The sequence below is a fragment of the Streptomyces sp. NPDC008313 genome, from assembly GCF_042956125.1.
Taxonomy (GTDB): domain Bacteria; phylum Actinomycetota; class Actinomycetes; order Streptomycetales; family Streptomycetaceae; genus Streptomyces.
The window spans coordinates 238,025-257,560 of the sequence record NZ_JBIBFR010000011.1; the positions used below are offsets into that span (position 1 = coordinate 238,025).

A 19,536-nucleotide genomic window follows, 5' to 3' on the forward strand; every position below is an offset into this window, starting at 1 on the left:
TGGCGATCGGACGACGTGGTGCCCGGAGGGCGTGCGGTGCCCGGTACCGGTGTGGTGCGCGGTACCGGTGTGGTGCCCGGAGGGCGTGCGGTGCGGGTGGCCGGCGGCGGCGCCGGTGCCGGCCCGCCGACGGCCCGTCCTCGCCGGGCGGGGGGAGGGCGACCGCTCCGTGCCGGTGCGCACGCACGCCCCGCCGCGGCCGCCTCATGTTCCCGGCCGGGAAGGACGCTCACCCGTGACCCCGGCGGCCGCTCGGCAGTTGAGCGGGGCATGAAGAAGCGAAGCATGCTGGCCGTCGCCTCCCTCGCCGCCGGATTCGTGGTCGCGGCCGTCACCCCGTCCCACGCCCTCGACAGCGCCGCGCTGGGCGGCCTGGACGCCAAGGACACGCTCAGCGCCCTCGACCACACCGTCGACACCGACGGCGTGGCCCTGGACGAGCACGCCCCGGGGCACGACGGCTGACCCCGCCGCCACGGCGCCCCCGCCCCTCCTTCCGGGGCGGGGGCGCCGTGGCGTGTCCGGGATCAGGTGTCCTGGCGGCGCTCTCATCAGCGCCTGGTTTCCGTGGCAGGGTGGAGCGGGCAAGCCACAGGGGGCCAACAGAAGAGGGGGAACCGTGATCGTCTGGATCAACGGTGCGTTCGGTGCGGGGAAGACCACCACCGCACGGGAACTGATCGACCTGATCCCGAACAGCACGCTCTTCGACCCCGAGGTCATCGGCGGCGGACTCGCGTACCTGCTGCCGCCCAAACGCCTCGCCGAGGTCGGCGACTTCCAGGACCTGCCGATCTGGCGGCGCCTCGTGGTCGACACCGCGGCCGCCATGCTCGCGGAACTCGGTGGCGTCCTCGTGGTCCCCATGACCCTGCTCCGCCAGGAGTACCGCGACGAGATCTTCGGCGGCCTCGCCTCGCGCCGGATCCCGGTCCGCCATGTGCTCCTCGCTCCGGCGGAAACGATTTTGCGCCAGCGAATAGCCGACCGGGAGGTCCCACCCGACCTCCCGGACGGCGACCTGCGCGTACGCCAGTGGGCCTTCGACCACATCGAGCCCTACCGCGCCGCGCTCGACTCCTGGCTGACCGCCGACGCCCACCCCGTCGACACCGGCGGTCTCACCCCGTACGAAGCCGCCCGGCGCATCGCCGACGCGGTGCTCACCGGCGAGGCCCCGGCCTGCGACATCGTGCAGACCCCCGAACCCACCGCCGAGACCGTCGCCGCCGGTGTGCTCCTCTTCGACGAACAGGACCGGATCCTGCTCGTCGACCCGACCTACAAGGCGGGCTGGGAGTTTCCCGGAGGCGTCGTCGAACCCGGCGAGGCGCCCGCGCGCGCGGGCGTCCGCGAGGTCGCCGAGGAGACCGGGCTCCGCCTCGACGAGCTGCCCCGGCTCCTCGTCGTCGACTGGGAGACCCCCGTACCGCCCGGCTACGGCGGCCTGCGGCTGATCTTCGACGGCGGACGGCTCGACACCGCCGACGCCCAACGGATGCTCCTGCCCGGTCCCGAACTGCGCGACTGGCGGTTCGTCACCGAGCAGGAGGCGGCCCGGCTGCTGCCCCCCGTCCGCTACGAGCGGCTCCGCTGGGCCCTGCGGGCACGGGAGCGGGGCGCGGCGCTCTATCTGGAGGCGGGCGTACCGGTGTAGCCGCCCGGCGCCGTCCCTCCCGCCGGGAGCACCGGTGGCCGCACGCCGGACGTGCGGCCACCGGTGAACCCGCCCGGCTCAGCTGCCGGCGTAGTTCTGGAGGAACAGCGCCTCCGCCATCGAGAGGCGCTCCAGCTCCTCGGGGGACACGCTCTCGTTCACGGCGTGGATCTGCGCCTCGGGCTCGCTCAGGCCGATCAGCAGGATCTCCGCCTCCGGGTACAGCGCGGCCAGCGTGTTGCACAGCGGGATCGAGCCGCCCTGGCCCGCGTACTGCAGCTCCTCGCCCGGGTAGGCGACCGCCATGGCCCGGGCCATCGCCTCGTACGCCGGGCTGGTCGTGTCGGCGCGGAACGCCTGCCCCTGGCCGATCTGCTCCGTCCGCACCCGCGCGCCCCACGGCGTGTGCGCCTCCACGTGCGCCTGCAGCAGCTTCGTCGCCTCGGCCGCGTCCACGCCCGGCGGTACCCGCAGGCTGATCAGCGCACGGGCGCCCGCCTGCACGGACGGCGTCGCGCCGACCACCGGCGGGCAGTCGATGCCGAGCACGGTGACGGCCGGGCGGGCCCAGATGCGGTCGGCGACCGTGCCGGAGCCGATCAGCTCCACCCCGTCCAGCACCTTCGCGTCCGCCCGGAAGGCCGCCTCGTCGTACTGCAGCCCGTCCCAGACGGCGTCCGCGGTGAGCCCGTCGACCGTCGTGGAGCCGTCCTCGGCCCGCAGCGAGTCCAGCACGCGGACCAGCGCGCCGAGCGCGTCGGGCGCCGCGCCGCCGAACTGCCCCGAGTGCAGATTGCCCTCGAGCGTGTCGACCTGGACCCGGAGGAGGGTCATGCCGCGCAGGGTCGAGGTGACCGTCGGCAGGCCGACCCGGAAGTTGCCGGTGTCACCGATGACGACGGTGTCCGCGGCCAGCAGCTCGGGGTGCGCCTCGGCGTACCGCTCCAGACCGCCGGTGCCCTGCTCCTCCGAACCCTCGGCTATCACCTTGACGTGCACCGGCACGCCGCCGTTCGCCTTGAGCGCCCGCAGCGCCAGCAGGTGCATGATGAGGCCGCCCTTGCAGTCGGCGCTGCCCCGTCCGTACCAGCGGCCGTCGCGCTCCGTCAGCTCGAACGGCGGGCTCGCCCAGGCCGCCTCGTCCAGCGGAGGCTGCACGTCGTAGTGCGCGTACAGCAGGACCGTCCTGGCGCCCTCCGGGCCGGGCAGGAACCCGTACACCGACTGGGTGCCGTCGGGGGTGTCGAGCAGGGCCACGTCCTGGAAACCCTCGGCGCGCAGCGCGTCGGCCACCCAGCCCGCGGCGCCCTCGCTCTCGCTCCTCGGGAACTGGTCGAAATCCGCCACCGACTTGAAGGCCACCAGCTCGGTGAGTTCCGCCTTCGCCCTGGGCATCAGCGAGGCGACGGTCTCGGCGACCGGATTCGACGACATGGGCACGCTCCTTGTGGGTGCGACGTTCTATTTCTGTACGCCGATCCTCCCACAACGGCCTGCGGCGACGTCCGCCGTAGGATGCGGGGGAAAGGTGCGGCAGGCGGCTGGATCGGGAGCATCAGACCATCGTGAGCAGCGAGAACTCTTCGGCGGGCGACGAGCAGAGGGTATGGGACGTCGTCGTGGTCGGCGCGGGGCCCGCGGGCGCCTCGGCCGCCTATGCGGCAGCGGTGGCGGGACGCAGCGTCCTGCTGGTCGAGAAGGCGGAGCTGCCCCGCTACAAAACGTGCGGCGGCGGCATCATCGGCCCCTCGCGCGACGCCCTGCCCCCCGGCTTCGAGCTGCCCCTGCGGGACCGGGTGCACGCGGTGACGTTCTCGATGGACGGCCGGTTCGCGCGGACCCGCCGCTCCAGGCAGATGCTGTTCGGGCTGATCAACCGGCCCGAGTTCGACCAGCAGCTCGTCGAGCACGCCCAGAAGGCCGGCGCCGAACTGCGCACCGGCGTCTCGGTGTCACGGGTCGAGCAGCACGGCTCGGCCGTGCCGGACCGGCGCACGGTGGCCGTCGTCCTCCAGGGCGGCGAGACGCTGCTGGCGCGGGCCGTCGTCGGCGCCGACGGCAGCGCGGGCCGGATAGGAGCACACGTCGGCGTCAAGCTCGACCAGGTCGATCTCGGCCTCGAGGCGGAGATCCCGGTGCCCGAGACCGTCGCCGAGGACTGGAAGGGCCGCGTCCTCATCGACTGGGGCCCGATGCCCGGCAGTTACGGCTGGGTCTTCCCCAAGGGCGACACGCTCACCGTCGGCGTGATCTCGGCCCGCGGCGAAGGAGCCGCCACCAAGCGGTACCTGGAGGACTTCATCGCCCGGCTCGGGCTCGCCGGCTTCGAACCGGCCCTCTCCTCCGGGCACCTGACCCGCTGCCGGGCGGACGACTCCCCGCTCTCCCGGGGGCGTGTGCTGGTCTGCGGCGACGCGGCGGGCCTGCTGGAACCGTGGACCCGCGAGGGCATCTCCTTCGCGCTGCGCTCCGGCCGCCTCGCGGGCGAGTGGGCGGTGCGGATCGCGGAGGCCCACGACGCGGTCGACACCCGGCGCCAGGCGCTGAACTACGCCTTCGCGGTCAAGGCGGGCCTCGGCGTGGAGATGGGCGTCGGCAAGAGCCTGCTCAGGGCCTTCGAGCGCCGCCCGGGCATGTTCCACGCCGCGCTCACCGGCTTCCGGCCCGCGTGGAAGGCGTTCACCGGGATCACGCGCGGCTCGACGTCGCTCGGTGAGCTGGTGCGTTCGCACCCGATGGCCGGCCGCGCCCTGTCGGCGCTCGACCGGTAGGGCGGGCAGAGCGAGCGGGCCAGGCGGTTCGCGCGGGCCGGCGGCCCTGGCTCCGGCCCGGCGGGCGCTTCGCGCCGGGCCAGCCGTGCGCGACCGGTCGGGCCGTCGGCCGGGTCATGCGGTTCGCGGCTTGAACGCTTCACCGCTTCACGGTGATCCGGAAGACGGGGTGGTCGGGTGCGGCGGCGATGAGTTCCTCGTCGCTGGACTCGGCCGTCACGCCCTGGAAGTACTGGTTGACCTCCCAGCCCCACTTCTTCAGGTAGGTGCGCAGGACCGCGAGCTTCTCCGCGTCGGGAAGCTCCACCGCGGTGAACTCGCGGACCTTCCGGCCGACGCGCAGCTCGCCACCGCCCGCGACCCGCATGTTGCGCACCCACTGGGAGTGGCCCCGGGCGGAGACCAGGTACTGGGCGCCCTCGTAGGTGTGCGGGTTGACCGGGACGCGCTGCATCCGGCCGCTCTTGCGGCCGCGTACCGACATCTCCGCGGAGCCCATGAGGCTGACGCCGTGGCGGGCGAGCCAGCCGATCACGCTGTTCAGCCGGACGTTGAGCGGGCTGCCCTTGAGGTAGTACGGCGATGACGACATGGTGACCTCCGCGATGGAGAGAGCGGTGCTCTCGTTTGTGAGCACCAGTCTGCACCCGCTCGGCGCGTCATTGCAAGAGCAGTGCTCTCAACAATGTGCACCGCTCTCCTTTGTGTGCAGTGCTCCGGAAAGCATGGGACACTGCACCGCATGAGCACCGCACGAGGAGCACGGGCCCGCGCCAGGACCGAGGTCACCGCGGCCATCAAGGAGGAGGCGCGCAGACAGCTCGCCGCCGAAGGAGCCGCCAAGCTCTCCCTGCGGGCCGTGGCCCGTGAACTCGGCATGGTCTCCTCCGCGCTCTACCGCTACTTCCCCAGCCGGGACGACCTGCTGACCGCCCTGATCATCGACGCGTACGACTCGCTCGGCGAGGCCGCGGAGTCCGCGCACGCGTCCGGCGCGGGCGAGGGCCCCGTACGGTGCTGGATGCTCGTCTGCGAGGCGGTGCGAGGCTGGGCGCTCGCGCATCCGCACGAGTACGCGCTGATCTACGGTTCGCCGGTGCCCGGATACACCGCGCCCTCCACGACCGTCGCGTCCGCCGCCCGCGTCGGGCTCCTCCTCATCGGCATCGTCCGTGAGGCGCACCAGAGCAAGGGGCTGGCCCGGCCGGCGCTCCCCGCCGAGCTGCGCCCCGAGGCCCGGCGGCTGGCGGCCGAGCTCGCCCCCGACCTGCCGCCCGAGGTCGTCACGGCGCTCGTCGCGGCCTGGGCGCAGCTCTACGGGCTGGTCGGCTTCGAGGTGTTCGGACAGTTCAACCGGGTGGTGGAGGACCGGGAGGCGTTCTTCCGCCACGCCGCCGGCCAACTCGCCCACGGGGTGGGCCTGGTGTATCCGCAGGCCGGCGATCCCCGGGGCTGACCCCGTACGGCGCCCACCGCGGGCCCGTGACGGTCACGGGTACTCCCCGGGGAGTACCCGTGATCACCCCGCCCGTCGGACGCCCCGCCCGCCTCGCCCCGTCTAGCGTGAAGGCCATGGAAGAACAGCGCGTCCCCGGCCCGTGGTGGCGGCACGGGCCGCCCTGGTGGAACCGCCGGGACGAGGAGGAGCGCCGGGCCCGGCTGCCCTGGCCCTCCACGCTGCTGATGACCGCCTTCGTGCTGATCGGCTCGCAGTTCGCCGGGCACGCCCAGGACGGTCACCGGGCCCAGCTCGACGTCTTCGCGCGGGTGCTGCTCCTCGTGGCGTGCGGTCTGCTGCTGTGGCGGCTGCGGCGGCCGGTGCTCGTGGCCTCCGGCACGGCGGCGACGGCGACGGTCTACCTCGGCGCCGGATACCCGTACGGGCCGGTCCTCCTCACCGTGGCGGTGGGCTGCTTCAGCGCGGTCGTCACCGGGCACCGCAGGGCCGCCTGGGGAGCGGTCGCCGTGCTGTGGGCGGGCCGTCTGCTGACCGCGCACTGGCTCTACCGGTGGCTGCCGCCCTCGACGGACCGGGCCGCGTCCTGGTACCAGGAGCTGGTGGTCGCCACCTGGGTCGTGGCGATCGTCGCGCTGTCGGAACTGGCGCGGGTACGCCGCGAGCAGTGGGCCCGCGAGCGGGCGGAGCGCGCGCAGGCCGCCCGGCGGCGCGCCGACGAGGAACGCCTGCGCATCGCCCGCGAACTGCACGACGTGCTGGCCCACAGCATCTCGGTGATCAACGTCCAGGCGGGCGTCGGACTCGCGCTGCTCGACTCCGACCCGGAGCAGGCGCGCGGCGCGCTGACCACCATCAAGGCCGCCAGCAAGGAGGCGCTCGGTGAGGTCCGGCAGGTGCTCGCCACGCTCCGCGCGCCCGGCGAGGCGCCGCGTGCCCCCGCGCCGGGCCTCGACCGGCTCCCCGAGCTGGTCGAACAGGCCGCGAGCGCCGGTCTGACCGTCGCCACCGAGACGGAGGGCGCGTCCGTGTCCCTTCCGCCCGGCACCGATCTCGCCGCCTTCCGTATCGTCCAGGAGGCGCTGACCAACGTCGTACGGCACTCGGGGTCACGGCACGCGCGCGTGCTGGTCTCCCGCACCGAGGGCGCGCTGCGGCTGCGGGTCGACGACGACGGCCCGGCGACCGGGGCGGACGCGGGCGGCAGCGGCAACGGGCTGGCCGGAATGCGGGAGCGCGCCGCCGCCCTCGGTGGCACGATCGAGGCCGGACCGCGTGACGACGGAGGCTTCCGGGTGCTGGCGGTGCTGCCGTTGAGAGCCGAGGAGGACCGGTGATCCGCTTACTGCTCGCCGACGACCAGTCGCTGGTCAGGGCGGGGTTCAAGGCGCTGCTCGACGCGCAGCCCGACATCGAGGTGGCCGGGGAGGCCGCCGACGGTGAGGAGGCGCTGCGCAAGGTGGGTGAACTGCGCCCCGATGTCGTCCTGATGGACATCCGCATGCCCGTGCTCGACGGGCTCGCCGCCACCCGGCGCATCACCGGGGACACCGGACTGGCCGCCGTCAGGGTGGTCATGCTGACCACCTTCGAGCTCGACGAGTACGTCTTCGAGGCGATCCGCTCGGGGGCCTCCGGCTTCCTGGTGAAGGACACCGAGCCGGAGGAACTGCTGCGCGCGGTCAGGGCGGTCGTCGACGGCGACGCGCTGCTGTCGCCCGGGGTGACCCGCCGGCTCATCGCCGAGTTCGCGGCCCGTTCCAAGGAGCCGGCCGCCGCCGGGACGCTCGCCCGGCTCACCGAGCGCGAGCGGGAGGTGATGGCCCTGGTCGGCATCGGCCTGTCCAACGAGGAGATCGCCCGCAGACTCGTCGTCAGCCCGCTCACCGCCAAGACCCATGTCAGCCGGACCATGGTGAAGCTGGGTGCCCGCGACCGCGCCCAACTCGTCGTCCTGGCCTACGAGTCGGGCCTGGTCCGGCCGGGCTGGCTCGGCTGAGCCCCGTCCGGGCCGCGCCGCCCTCGCCGGACGTGCCGCGTCCGGCGCGTCCGGCGGCCGGCGCACCGCCCGCCGGACGCGCGGAGCCGGGAAGTCCGGCGGCCGCTCAGTCGCGCACGGCCACGCGCTCCTTCTCCGCCCCCGGCGCCGAGTCCGCCGCGGGGGCGTCCGGAGTGGAGACGGACGCGGAGCCGAGGTCGGCGCCGGTGGTGGTACCGGATGCCGTACCGGCCGGCGCCGACGAGGCGACGAGGACCGACTCCTGCGGACGCCGGGTCCGCAGTCCGGTGAGCGTGATCAGCAGACCCACGAGCGCGATGCCGGTGACGACGATCAGTCCGGGCCGGTAGCTGTCCAGGACGGCCTGGGGCGAGTCGCCCTCGTGGGAGTTCGCGGTCACCACGGCCGTCACGACGGCGAGGAAGACCGCGCCGCCCACCTGCACCGAGGTGTTGAGCAGACCGGAGACCATGCCCTGCTCGTGGTCGTCCACGCCGTTGGTGGCCTGGATGTTGAGCGAGGGGAAGACCAGGGCGCAGGCCGCGCCGATCAGCAGCATGGTCGGCAGGATCACCGTCGCGTACCCCGGGTCGAGGCTGATGCGCAGGAACAGCGCGTAGCCGACGACCATGGAGGCGAAGCCGGCCGCGATCAGCCGCGGGGTGCCGAAGCGGTCGACGACGGCGCCCACCTTCGTGGAGGAGAGGGCGACGAGTGCTCCGGCGGGCAGGAAGGCGAGCGCCGTGTGCAGCGCCGACCAGCCGAGCAGGGACTGCATGTAGAGCGTCACCAGGAACTGGAATCCGACGTACGAGCCGAAGAAGGCCATGGCGCCCAGCTGGGCCCGGACCTGGCTGCCGGAACGCAGCACGCCGAGCCGGATCAGAGGGCTCGGGCTGCGCCGTTCGACCGCCACGAAGACCGTGAGGAGGACGGCGACGGCGGCGAAGGAGAGCAGCGTCCGCGCGGTTCCCCAGCCGGCCTCGGGGGCCTGGACGACGGTGAACACCAGCAGCAGCATCGAGGCGGTGCCGAGCACGGCACCGGGGATGTCGTAACCGCGGTGGTCCTTCTCCCGTTCGCTGCGCGGGATGAGCCGCAGACCGGCGAGGAGCGCGACGACCGCGATGGGCGCGGGCAGCAGCATGGTCAGCCGCCAACTGGCCTCGGTGAGCAGGCCGGAGAGGACGAGACCCATGGAGAAGCCGGTGGCGGCGCAGGTGGTGTAGATGGAGAGGGCGCGGTTGCGCAGCGGGCCCTCTGCGAAGGTCGTGGTGATGATCGACAGGCCGGCGGGGGCGGTGAACGCCGCGCTCAGGCCCTTGATGAAGCGGCTGGCGATGAGCAGCGGGCCGGAGTCGACGAGTCCGCCGAGCAGCGAGGCGACCGCGAAGACGCCCAGGGCCACCAGGAACACCTGGCGGCGGCCGAGGAGGTCGGCGGCGCGTCCGCCGAGGAGGAGCAGACCGCCGTATCCCAGGATGTATCCGCTGACGATCCACTGGAGCGTCGAGGTGGAGAGGTCGAGTTCGGTACCGATGGAGGGCAGGGCGACGCCGACCATCGACACGTCCAGCGCGTCGAGGAACATCGCGGCGCAGAGCACCAGCAGGGTTCCCCACAGTCGTGGAGTCCAGCGTGTCTCGGACGCGGAGGTGGTGAGCGGAGAGGTCATGGCGACGACAGTACATGCGTATGCATCAGATGCAAACGCATTTAATTCCGGTGCAATGAAGCCCGTCCTTTGCTACGGTGCGCCCATGGCGGCGAGGGAGGCCGGATACGTGGCCGATCGGAAGACCGAGCGACAACTCGTGGACCAGTGGCGCGACATCCTGACGGTGCACGCGCGCACCCTGTGCGAACTCGACCGTGTGCTGCACCGGCACGGCCTGGGCGCCAGCGACTTCGAGGTCCTGGACATCCTGGCCGAGGGCGTCGCGGCCGACGGCGGCTGCGCGTACCGCGTCCAGGAGATCGCCGAACGCGTCCATCTGAGCCAGAGCGCGCTGTCCCGGCTCATCGCCCGCCTGGAGAAGGACGGCCTGGTCTCGCGCGGCCTGTGCGCGGAGGACCGGCGCGGTGTGCGCGTCTGCCTCACGGACAGGGGCCGCGCGCTGCACGGCGAGGTGCTTCCCGTGCAGCGCGCGGTGCTGGGGCGGATGCTCGCGGGTGGCCGCGAGGGCGACTGACGGGCGGGCGCGCGGGGGCGACCGCCCCGCCGGGCCCGGCGGACCGGGGCGGCTCAGCCCCAGGTGATCTGCGACTTCTCCCGCCACAGCGTGGCGAGCGCGGCGTCACCCGTCACCTCGGGAAACGGCAGGCGGTTCCACAGCGACAGGTACAACTCGCCTGCGGGCCCGGACAGTTCACAGTCGGCGTCGGGCTCGTCGGACCGCCCCGCCCGCTCGGCGGCGGGCGCCTCGTGCGACAGGCGCACGGTCCACGCCGCGTCCGTGTCCGTCGTGTGCACGCGCAGCACCCGGGGCTTCGGCGTCCGTACCCGGCTCTTCTCGCGGGCGTGGAAACCCGTCAGCAGCTCGTCGATCCCGTCCACGGCGACGTCCCCTTCGACCGGGTCGGGGGCGGCGTCGCGCGCGGACTGGGCGTCGTACCGGTGCACCGCCGTCTCGTGCGCCTGCCGCCGCGCCCAGAAGGCGAGCGGTGACGGGGCGGGCAGGAAGGTCCAGCACCGCAGGTCACCGGGCGCGCTGCCGAGCGAGTCGACGAGCAGACGGTGCCCCTCGCGGAACCAGGCGAGCAGCGCGGCGCCGTCCAGATCGGGCAGGCCCCCGTCGGGGTGGTACGAGGTGTGGCCCTCGGCGACGAACGCGGTGGCCCAGCGGTGCACCATGCCCGTGTGCCGGAGCAGGTCGCGCACCTGCCAGCCGGGGCAGGCCGCGACCTTGGCGTCCGGGCCGGTCTCCTCGGCGGACGCGGCCAGCAGCCGGCCTTCCCGGTCCAGGACGTGTAGGTGTTCGGCGATCTCCATACGGTGAGTCTGCCGGACGGCGGGTGCTCCGGGGAGGGCTGTCCGCGCCGAGGGTGCGAGGACGCCGCACACGATCCCGGCCGCGGCGGCCGTGCCGCCCAGGATCGCGGTCCGGGTGGGTCCCGGTCCGCCTCCGGAGCGTCGCCCCGGTGAGTCCGCCGGCGCTCAGCGGCGTCTCGAGGTGCCGGCCCGGGGCGTTCCGGACGGCGTTTCCTGAGCGGCCCTCACGTTGCCCGCCGGGACGAGGCCGGTCGGAAAGCGGCCATTGTTGCCTGTTGCGACGCGCCGCCCGGCGCCTCTCCGAAGAGCGGACGGATCCGGCTCCCGGCGTCCGGATAGGGAGCAGCGCCGGTCCTGCCCTCATGGCTTGCCGCGAAGCCAGGACTCCGCTTCCACGCCCCTGCATATCCGGATGCTGACGTCAACTATGTGCCGGAGTCTGGCCGGAAGCGCATCCCCCCTGGTTCGCACCGGGCACCGCCTGTAGCTTCCGTGCTGGCCCTGCCGCCGACCGGGCCATGACCCGCCGCACCTTCCGGCCTCTCGCCGGCCGCGACCGCCCAGCGCGCCGCCCCGGCCCTCCGCTTCCCCCGGTGGTTCCCCATGCCCGCTGTCCCCGTTCGGCCTCCGAATTTATGCCCCGTCCGCACCGTTCCTCGCGCCGCAGCCGCGCACCGACCGGACGGGTCCGTCGACGACGACCGCCGACGGCACGTCGTACGACCACGCATGGCCGGCCGCTTGACCAGCGGCCCGGTACCGCACTCGGGGAAGACGGAGAACACGTGCGATTCCAACTGCTGGGGCCCCTGAGGATCACCGACGAGCGGGACGTCGTGGTGCTCCCGCCCTCCAAGCCCACGGCGCTGCTCGCGGCGCTGCTCGTCCGCCCCGGTGCGATCGTCTCCACCGACCGGCTGCGCGGGGCCGTCTGGGGCGAGAAGCAGCCGACCACGGCCAAGGCCGCGCTCCAGAGCTGCGTCCTGCGGCTGCGCCGGCTCTTCGCCAAGTACGGCATCGAGGACCAGGCCGTCGTGGCGGTGGCGGGCGGCTACCGCATCGACGCCGACGCCGACACGCTGGACCTGCTGCACTTCCGTCGCCTCGTCGAGCGGGCCGCCGGCTCCGGCGCCGACTCCGAGCTGTACACCCTGCGGAGCGCGCTCGCGCTCTGGCAGGGTCCGCTCCTGGCCAACGTGCCCTCGGAACTCCTGCACCGGGACGAGGTGCCACGTCTCGCCGAGGAGCGGCTGCGGGTCCTGGAGAGGGTGGTCGACATCCAACTGGAGCACGGCCGCTGTCGTGAAGCCCTCGTCGATCTCTGGGATGTTACGCGCGTATACCCGGCGCACGAGCGGTTCGCCGAGCAGCTGATGACGGCCCTCTACCGGCTCGGCCGGCAGACCGAGGCGCTCGCCGAGTACCGGCGCGTCAAGGAGTACCTGCGCGACCGGCTCGGCGTCGATCCCCGCTCCGAACTGCAGAGCCTCGAACTCGCCATCCTGCGCGGCGAGCACCTGGGCCCGGCCGGCACCGGGCGCGAACCCGCCGTGTCCGCCGGACGGGCCGCCCCCCTCTCCGCCGCGGCCCCCCGGCCCCGCCCCGGGCGCACGGCTCCCGCCCCGCACGTGCCGGCCTCCGCCGCCCTGCCGACGGTGCCGGGATTCACCGGCCGCGCGGCCGAGGTCGCCGCCCTGGTCCGGCTGCTCACCGGCGGTGTGAGCACCGACGGGCGCGCCCCGGTCGCCGTCCTCTCCGGAGCCCCCGGCATCGGCAAGACCGCCCTCGCCCTCCACGTGGCCCACCTGGTGGCCGGTCACCACCCCGGTGGCAGCGCGCTCGTCCAGTTCACCCATGCCGACGGCAGCCCCCGTACCGCCGAGGACGCCGCCGCCGAGCTGCGCCGCGCCCTGCCCGACGGCGCCCGCTCCGGCGCCGTCCTCCTCGTACTCGACGACGTCGTCCACCCCGACCAGGTCCGCCCGCTGCTGACCGCGCACGCCGGGGCGTCCGCGCTCGTCACCAGCAGGACGGGACTCGCCGCCCTGGTGGCCACCCACGGCGGCGCCGTGCACCGGCTCGGCGTGCTCGCCGCGGAGGAGGCCGAGGCGCTCCTCACCTCTGTGCTCGGAGACGAGCGGGCCGGCGCCGAGCCCGCCGCCGTCCGGCACCTCGCCGACGCCTGCGGCCACCACCCGCTCGCCCTGCGGATCGCCGCGGCCCGGCTCCTGACCCGGCCCCGGCTGGGGCTCGCCGACTACGCCGACTGGCTGCGACAGGACCCGGCCGGCCGGCTCAGCCTCGCCGACGACCCCCGCACCTCGGTGCCGCGACGCCTCGACGAGGCCATAGGCCGGCTCCCGCCCGCGCTCGCCGAGGCCCATCTGCGGCTCGCGGCCTCCCCGTACGAACCCCTCACCGCCGCCCGCGCCGCCGGCGTCCTGGGCATCCCCGCGGAGACGGCCGAACTCCTCCTGGAAGGGCTCCTGGACGCCGGCTTCCTGGAGGAGGGCCTGCCCGGCGACTTCCGCCCGCTCTCCCTGGTGCGCGCCCACGCCCGGCGCACGGCGGTCTCGCCCGGCGGCCATCCGCAGGCGCTGCCGCGACCGCCCCGGCCCGCCGCCCTGCGCGGACGACGTCCCCGTGCCGCGCCGAGTCCGCCCGGCGCCCCCTCCTGACGGCCCGGCACCCGTACCCCCGCTCCGGCCGCGCACCCGCCCGCGCTCCGTCCCACGGTCCCCATCCGTACACCCCGCACCACCCCGCCCCGAGCGGGCGGCCCACCACCCCGGGCCCGCCCGCCCCGCAACGAGAGGTGTGACGCACGCATGACCTCACCGTCCTACACGGAAGTGGCCGGAACCCGGCCGCGAGTCCGCCGCGACGTCCTGTACACGCGCACGCCCGACGGCGTGATCTTCCACAACGCCGACGGCGGCTTCCGGCTCACCGGCGCCTCCGGGTACCGCTTCGCCACCCTCCTTGTACCGCACCTCGACGGCAGCCGGTCGGTGGAGGAGATCTGTTCGGGCTTCGGTGACCGGCAGAAAGCGATGGTGGGAGGTCTCGTCAAGGCGCTCTACGCGCGTGGTTTCGCCCGTTCCGTCCCCGCGCCCGCCGAGGGCGCGGACGGTCCGGCGACCGAACCGGCCGTCGCGTCCCGGTTCGCTCCCCAGATCGCCTACGTCGACCACTACGCCGACGAGGCCGACGCCCGGTTCGCCCGCTTCCGCGCCACCCGGGTCGCCGTCCTCGGTGACGGACCGGTGGCCCGCTGGTGCGTGCTCTCGCTGCTCCGCAACGGCTGCGCCGCGATCGGCGTCGAGCCCGCGCTGGCCGAGGGGACCGGAGCCACCACCCCGGACGAGTTCGCGGCCGTACGGGCGGAGGCCGAAGAACTGGCGGCCGGGGGCTGCCCGGCCGGTCTGCCGGTCCTCCCCGCCGGGGCCCCGGGCTGGGCCGCCTACGAGGGATACGACCTGGTGGTGGCCGCGGCCGGCCCGGACACCCCCCGCACCGTGCTGGAGCTGCTGCGCGCGGGCGTCCCCGAGGGACGGGCGCTGCTGCCCGCCTGGACCTTCGGCGACCGGGTGGTGGCGGGGCCGGTGATGAACGCCGGGTCGGCAGCCTGCTGGGCCTGCGCGGCGCTGCGGCTCGGTTGTGCCGGGGACGCGGCCGACGCCGCGGACCTGTGGAGCGGGCTCGTGCTCGGCGCCGCCCGGGCGCAGCCGGCCGGTCCCCAGGCCGCGATGGTCGGGAACCTGCTGGGCTACGAGGTCTTCCGCCTGACGACGGGCGTACTGCCGGCCGAGACCCGGGACAAGCTGCTGATCCAGCACACGGCGACGCTCGACGTGGCCGCCGAGCCGCTGCTCCCGCACCCGCGCTGTCCGTTCTGCGCCGCACCCGCCGCCGCGCCGGAGCCCGTCGACCTCACCTCGGCGCCGGTGCGGCCGGCCTTCCTGCCGACGGTGGCCACCGCGCCCGACGACGACGCTGCCCGGGGTCCGCTGGCCGAGCTGGAACGCCGCTCGGTCCTCGTCCGCCCGCACGCCGGGGTGTTTCGCGCCTACGCGGACGAACCGCTGACGCAGACGCCGCTGAAGGTGGGCTCCGTCGTCCTCGGCCTGGGCGCGCGGGGCACCCGTACGGTCACCGCCTACGACGTGCACCACACGGCGGGGGCGCGGCTGCGTGCGCTGGACGCGGCGGCCTGCGTCTACGCCGAGCACGTGGTACCGGCGGCCGTGAGCGGTGAACCGCTGGACGGGCTGCCGGAAGTGGCCGCGGACCTGCTCACCCTCGCCTCGGGAACGGGCGGCACGGGCGGCGCCGTCGACTGGACGGCCGCGACGTCGCTGCTGACGAAGGAGGCGGTGCGGGTGCCGGCCGGGGCCGTGCGGCCGTTCGGCCCGGCCAACGCCGACCGCCGTTTCGAGCCGACCCGGGCCGGGGCCGGGGCGGGCACCGGCCTGCCGGAGGCGACCGCCGCCGGCCTCCTGTCGGCGCTCGCGCACGACGCCCTGTGCCGGGCGGTCGCGGGCACCGGTGAGGTGGCCGTCCTCGCACCCGACGTCCTCGGCGACGACCCGGAGCTCACCTTCCTGCTCCGCTCGGCCAGGCTCCTCGACCTCGACGTGGAACTCCTCGACCTCGGCGAGCGGGCCCGCTCGGGCGCCTCGGTGATCCTGGCCCGCGCACCAGGTACCGGCGAGGGGCCGGGCCGGTGGGCGGTCGGCACGGCTCTCGACCTGCCCGGCGCGGCCGTGGACGCCGTACGGGACCTCCTGGGCGAGGCCCAACTGGACGCCGAGGGACCCGAGTCGGCACTCGTCGCCGATCCGGGCGACCCGCTGCTGCGGGACCTCGACCCGGCGCTGGTGCCCGTGACCGCCGCCGGACCGGCCGGGGCCGACTCCCGCGGGGTGGAATGGCCGCGGGTCCTGGAGCGGCTCTCGGCGGCCGGACGGGACGCGTTCGTCGTCCCCACGCACGCCGCCGATCTGCCGGTGGCGGGCATCGTCACGGTGCGCGTGCTGCTGACCCGGGCGGCCGCCGATGCCGGCTGACACCCTGACACCCGGGGCCGGCGTGGCGGCCGCCGAACGCTTCGCCCGCGAACTGGCGGCGGTCCTGAGGGAGTTGACTCCCTGCCCCGATCCGGAGGTGGCCGCGCTGGGCGTGGCCGACGCCTACGCCTCCGGCGGCGCCCTCGCGGACGGGCGGCTGCCGGTGCGCCTCTACGGGCGTCACATCCTCGTCGGCCCCTGGCCCTCGGCGGACGGGGAGGCCGGCTGCGCGACCTGTCTGGAACGGCGGTGGCAGGGCGTCCGGTCGGTGCCGCTGCGGGAGGGCCTGGAACTGGGCGGTGGAACCCGGGCGGCGGGCGCCTGGCCGTACGGGATCCCGTACGCGGCGACGACGGTGGCCGCGCTGGTGGCCCGGGCGGCCGAACGGGGCCCCGATCCAGGCCCGTTCCCCTTGGTGCGCCTGCTCGACCTGGACGCCCTCTCCGTCCGCACCCACCCACTGGTCCCCGACCCGGAGTGCCCGTCGTGCGCCCGGCCCGGGGCCGGCGCGGCCGAGGGTGCGGCCCTGGTGCTGCGGCCGGCGCCGAAGCACCGGCCCGGGGCCTTCCGGGAACGGCCGGCCGAGGAGTACCGGCTGCCGGAGGACGCCTTCGCCAACCCGCACTGGGGGGCGGTCGGCCCGTCCGTGATCTTCGACGTGGCCTCCACCACGACCTCGGCCGGCATCGGCTGCTTCTCGACCCGTTCCGGCGCGTATCTGCGCGAGACGTTCTGGGGCGGGCACGCCGACACCTACGCGCGCAGCCGCCGCATCGGGGTGCTGGAGGGCCTGGAACGGTACGCGGGGATGCGGGCGCGCGGGCGGGGCGCCCGGCTCGTCGCCTCCCTCGACGACCTGGGCCCGGCGGCCGTCGACCCGCGCGAGACCGGCCTGTACGACGACGCCTTCCACCGCGCCAACCCGCGCGTCACACCGTTCTCGCCCGAGCGGCCGATCCCCTGGGTGTGGGGCTGGTCGCTGCGGGACTCCCGGCCCCGGCCGGTGCCCGAGGTCCTCGCGTACTACCACGCCCCCGGTCTGGAGCACCGGTTCGTCCAGGAGAGCTCCAACGGTTGTGCCTCCGGCGGCAGTCGGGCCGAGGCCGGCTACTTCGGCCTGATGGAGGTCGTCGAGCGGGACGCCTTCCTGCTGGCCTGGTACGGGCAGGTGCCGCTGCGTGAGATCGACCCGGCGACGAGCACACGGCGCTCGACCCGGCACATGGTCGACCGGCTGGCCATGTACGGCTACCGGGCCCGGTTCTTCGACACCCGGGTGGGGTTCCCGATCCCGGTCGTCACCGCCTGCGCCGAGCGTGCCGACGGAGGCATCGGACGGATGTGCTTCGGGGCGGGCGCCGGTCTCGATCCCGAATCGGCGCTCGACTCGGCGCTGTGCGAGATCGCCACCGACGCGGTGAACCTGGCCGGCCGGACCCGGCGCGACGAGCCCCGGCTGCGCGCCATGGCCGCCGACTTCGACCTGGTCACCAGCCTCCACGACCATCCGATCCTGTACGGGCTCCCGGAGATGGGCCGGTACGCCGACTTCCTGCTGCGGCCCCGGTCCCCGCGTCCACCTCTGGCCGTCGCCGATCTGGCCTGGCCCGACGCCACGGGGGCGGTCGCCTCGGCCGACCTCCGGGAGGACCTGCTGCGGGCGGTGGACGCGGTGGCGGCGGCCGGGTTCGACGTGGTGCTCGTCGACCAGACCCTGCCCGAGCAGCGGGCCCTGGGCCTGCACACGGTGAAGGTCCTCGTGCCCGGCCTGCTGCCGATCGACTTCGGCTGGGCGCGGCAGCGCGCCCGCCACATGCCCCGGACGAGGACGGTGCTGGGCCCCGCCGGCCTCAACCCCGCACCCCATCCCTTCCCATGACCCGCCGGTCAGCCCGTCCCTCCCGCTCACCTTCCGAACGTCCGAAAGGGGGCCGACCCCATGGGGTACGCCCATGAGTACGCCGACGCCGTGCTGCACCGCGGCCGCGTCCCGATGGAACCCGCCGACTTCGTGCCGGACTGGCCGGACGCCCCGCGCAAGGGGAGGTTCTATCCGTCCGCGGAGCCGTACGCCCTGCCGGACGGCGACGGGCTCTTCGACGCCCCGGCCGCTGCCGGGCTCCTCCCCGCACCGGGCGCCGCGGCGGACGGCGGTTTCACCCTGCCGCTGCTGTCCGCGATGCTCAAGGACTCCTACGGGCTGACCGGGCGCCGCCTGGGCGTCCAGGCCAACAGCGACCTGCCCGGCCTGCCGCTGTACACCCATGCCAACTGGTCGCGTGGCACGGCGGGCGGCGGCGGCCTCTACCCGGTGGCCGTGCACTGGGCCTCGGGCCCCTCCGGCCCGCTCACTCCGGGGCTCCACCACTACGACGTGCAGCGGCACGCCGTGCAGCGGCTGCTCACCGGGGACGTGACGGCCCGGGTCCGCGAGGCGCTCGGTGCGGACGCGCCCGCCCGAGCACGGGAGACCGACCAGTACCTGCTGCTCTCGGTGAAGTACTGGCAGACCGCGTTCAAGTACAACAGCTTCGGCTTCCACGTGGTCTGCACGGACGTGGGCACCCTCGTGCAGACCTGGCGGGTCTGGGCCGCCGCGCACGGGCTCGGGGTCGCCCCGCTGTTCTGGTTCGACGAGCCCCGGCTCAACAGGATGCTCGGCACCGAGGGCGGGGACGAGTCGGTCTTCGCGGTGGTGCCGCTGCGCTGGGAGGGCGCGGGGAGGGGCGCCGTGCGCGCGGCGCCGGCCGGGCCGGATCCGGCCGTCCGCCACCGCGACCTGGAGCGGTCCCGCACGGTCATCACCTTCCCGACCGTGCGTGCCATGCACGCGGCCACCGTCGCCTCGGCCACCGAACGGCCCGCGCCCGGGGCCCTCGCGGCGGCGGCCGTCCGGCCGCTGCCGAAGGACGGCCCCCGGGTGTCCCTGCCCGTGCCCGCGCTGCCCGGGGTGCCGGTGCGGCGGGTGCTGCGGAGCCGCCGGTCCAGCTTCGGGCGGTTCGACGCGACCCGGCCGGTGACGGCCGCCGAACTGTCGGCCGTGCTCGCCGCCTGCGCCGCGACCTCACTGGGCGGCGAGGCGGACGGGGCGGACAGGGCGGGCGAGGCGCAGGAGGCCGGGGCGCCGGGGGAGCCGCGCTCCGGCCCGCTCGTGCGGCTGTACGTCTTCGTCAACCATGTCGAGAGCGTCGAGCCCGGCGCGTACGCCTACGACCCCGACGGCGGTGAACTGGCGCTCGTCGTCCCGGGCGAGCAGGGGGTCTTCCTCCAGGAGAACTACTTCCTCGCCAACTACAACCTGGAGCAGGCCGGTGCCGTCCTCGTGCCGACGGTCCGCACCGAAGCCGTCCTGGACGCGGTCGGAGGCCGGGGCTACCGCATCGCCGTCGGCACCGCCGGCGCCGTCGCCCAGGCCTTCTACCTCGCCGCCTCGGCCCTGTCGGTGGGGGCGGGCGTGGCGCTCGGCTTCGACAACGTGTCGTTCGTGGAGCGCCTGGGCCTCACGGGCACCGGGGAGGCACCGCTGCTGATCATGCCGCTGGGGCACGAGCGGCCCGCACCGGCCGACTTCCGTCACGAGATCGCCTGAGGT

The 19,536-nt window shown here is 74.8% G+C and carries 15 protein-coding genes; 11 read left to right on the forward strand and 4 right to left on the reverse strand.

Going from position 1 to position 19,536, the window contains the following annotated elements:
* Window positions 1-270: 270 nt before the first annotated feature.
* Both ACFY93_RS17340 and ACFY93_RS17345 read left to right on the forward strand, forming a co-directional pair.
* The gene (locus ACFY93_RS17340) at window positions 271-465 is read left to right on the forward strand and encodes a hypothetical protein (protein WP_391359251.1); all 195 of its coding nucleotides are present in this window, start codon (window positions 271-273) and stop codon (window positions 463-465) included.
* Window positions 466-619: 154 nt separating this feature from the next.
* Entirely contained in the window at window positions 620-1,657 is a 1,038-nt protein-coding gene (locus ACFY93_RS17345; protein WP_391359253.1) for an NUDIX domain-containing protein, read from the forward strand.
* Window positions 1,658-1,735: 78 nt separating this feature from the next.
* Here the strand turns inward: ACFY93_RS17345 and ACFY93_RS17350 are convergent, their stop codons facing one another.
* The gene (locus tag ACFY93_RS17350; RefSeq protein ID WP_391359256.1) at window positions 1,736-3,091 is read right to left on the reverse strand and encodes a M20/M25/M40 family metallo-hydrolase; all 1,356 of its coding nucleotides are present in this window, start codon (window positions 3,089-3,091) and stop codon (window positions 1,736-1,738) included.
* A 131-nt stretch (window positions 3,092-3,222) separates the two neighbouring features.
* On the opposite strand from ACFY93_RS17350, the gene ACFY93_RS17355 reads away from it, so the two are divergent.
* Window positions 3,223-4,428: a geranylgeranyl reductase family protein gene (locus ACFY93_RS17355; RefSeq protein WP_391359259.1), complete on the forward strand. Its 1,206-nt coding sequence runs from the start codon at window positions 3,223-3,225 to the stop codon at window positions 4,426-4,428.
* Window positions 4,429-4,567: 139 nt separating this feature from the next.
* On the opposite strand, the gene ACFY93_RS17360 is transcribed toward ACFY93_RS17355, so the two are convergent.
* A complete protein-coding gene (locus ACFY93_RS17360; RefSeq protein ID WP_391359373.1) occupies window positions 4,568-5,020 on the reverse strand; it encodes a nitroreductase/quinone reductase family protein in 453 nt (150 codons plus the stop codon).
* 150 nt (window positions 5,021-5,170) lie between these two features.
* Between ACFY93_RS17360 and ACFY93_RS17365 the strand changes: the two genes are divergently transcribed.
* The 3 genes from ACFY93_RS17365 to ACFY93_RS17375 all read left to right on the forward strand — a co-directional run bounded on the left by ACFY93_RS17365 (window position 5,171) and on the right by ACFY93_RS17375 (window position 7,883).
* The gene (locus ACFY93_RS17365) at window positions 5,171-5,884 is read left to right on the forward strand and encodes a WHG domain-containing protein (protein WP_391359261.1); all 714 of its coding nucleotides are present in this window, start codon (window positions 5,171-5,173) and stop codon (window positions 5,882-5,884) included.
* 116 nt (window positions 5,885-6,000) lie between these two features.
* Window positions 6,001-7,221 carry a histidine kinase gene (locus ACFY93_RS17370; protein ID WP_391359265.1) on the forward strand — a complete coding sequence of 407 codons (1,221 nt, stop codon included), beginning with the start codon at window positions 6,001-6,003 and terminating at the stop codon, window positions 7,219-7,221.
* Window positions 7,218-7,883 carry a response regulator gene (locus ACFY93_RS17375; protein ID WP_391359268.1) on the forward strand — a complete coding sequence of 222 codons (666 nt, stop codon included), beginning with the start codon at window positions 7,218-7,220 and terminating at the stop codon, window positions 7,881-7,883. The genes ACFY93_RS17370 and ACFY93_RS17375 overlap by 4 nt, the downstream gene beginning before the upstream one ends.
* A gap of 106 nt (window positions 7,884-7,989) precedes the next feature.
* On the opposite strand, the gene ACFY93_RS17380 is transcribed toward ACFY93_RS17375, so the two are convergent.
* Window positions 7,990-9,558: an MFS transporter gene (locus tag ACFY93_RS17380; RefSeq protein WP_391359270.1), complete on the reverse strand. Its 1,569-nt coding sequence runs from the start codon at window positions 9,556-9,558 to the stop codon at window positions 7,990-7,992.
* Window positions 9,559-9,643: 85 nt separating this feature from the next.
* Between ACFY93_RS17380 and ACFY93_RS17385 the strand changes: the two genes are divergently transcribed.
* Window positions 9,644-10,075 carry a MarR family transcriptional regulator gene (locus tag ACFY93_RS17385; RefSeq protein ID WP_391359273.1) on the forward strand — a complete coding sequence of 144 codons (432 nt, stop codon included), beginning with the start codon at window positions 9,644-9,646 and terminating at the stop codon, window positions 10,073-10,075.
* Between the two features lie 53 nt (window positions 10,076-10,128).
* Here the strand turns inward: ACFY93_RS17385 and ACFY93_RS17390 are convergent, their stop codons facing one another.
* The gene (locus tag ACFY93_RS17390; protein WP_391359275.1) at window positions 10,129-10,875 is read right to left on the reverse strand and encodes a maleylpyruvate isomerase family mycothiol-dependent enzyme; all 747 of its coding nucleotides are present in this window, start codon (window positions 10,873-10,875) and stop codon (window positions 10,129-10,131) included.
* A 785-nt stretch (window positions 10,876-11,660) separates the two neighbouring features.
* Between ACFY93_RS17390 and ACFY93_RS17395 the strand changes: the two genes are divergently transcribed.
* From ACFY93_RS17395 to ACFY93_RS17410, 4 genes are all read left to right on the forward strand, one after another.
* Complete coding sequence (locus ACFY93_RS17395; protein WP_391359278.1) at window positions 11,661-13,553, forward strand: BTAD domain-containing putative transcriptional regulator; 1,893 nt, start codon at window positions 11,661-11,663, stop codon at window positions 13,551-13,553.
* 150 nt (window positions 13,554-13,703) lie between these two features.
* A complete protein-coding gene (locus ACFY93_RS17400; protein WP_391359281.1) occupies window positions 13,704-15,944 on the forward strand; it encodes a TOMM precursor leader peptide-binding protein in 2,241 nt (746 codons plus the stop codon).
* Window positions 15,934-17,823 (forward strand): TOMM precursor leader peptide-binding protein, encoded by a 1,890-nt coding sequence (locus tag ACFY93_RS17405; protein ID WP_391359284.1) that lies wholly within the window; start codon window positions 15,934-15,936, stop codon window positions 17,821-17,823. The genes ACFY93_RS17400 and ACFY93_RS17405 overlap by 11 nt, the downstream gene beginning before the upstream one ends.
* 60 nt (window positions 17,824-17,883) lie before the next feature.
* Window positions 17,884-19,533, forward strand: coding sequence for a nitroreductase family protein (locus tag ACFY93_RS17410; protein WP_391359287.1), 1,650 nt, complete (start codon window positions 17,884-17,886; stop codon window positions 19,531-19,533).
* The last annotated feature ends 3 nt before the right edge of the window (window positions 19,534-19,536 follow it).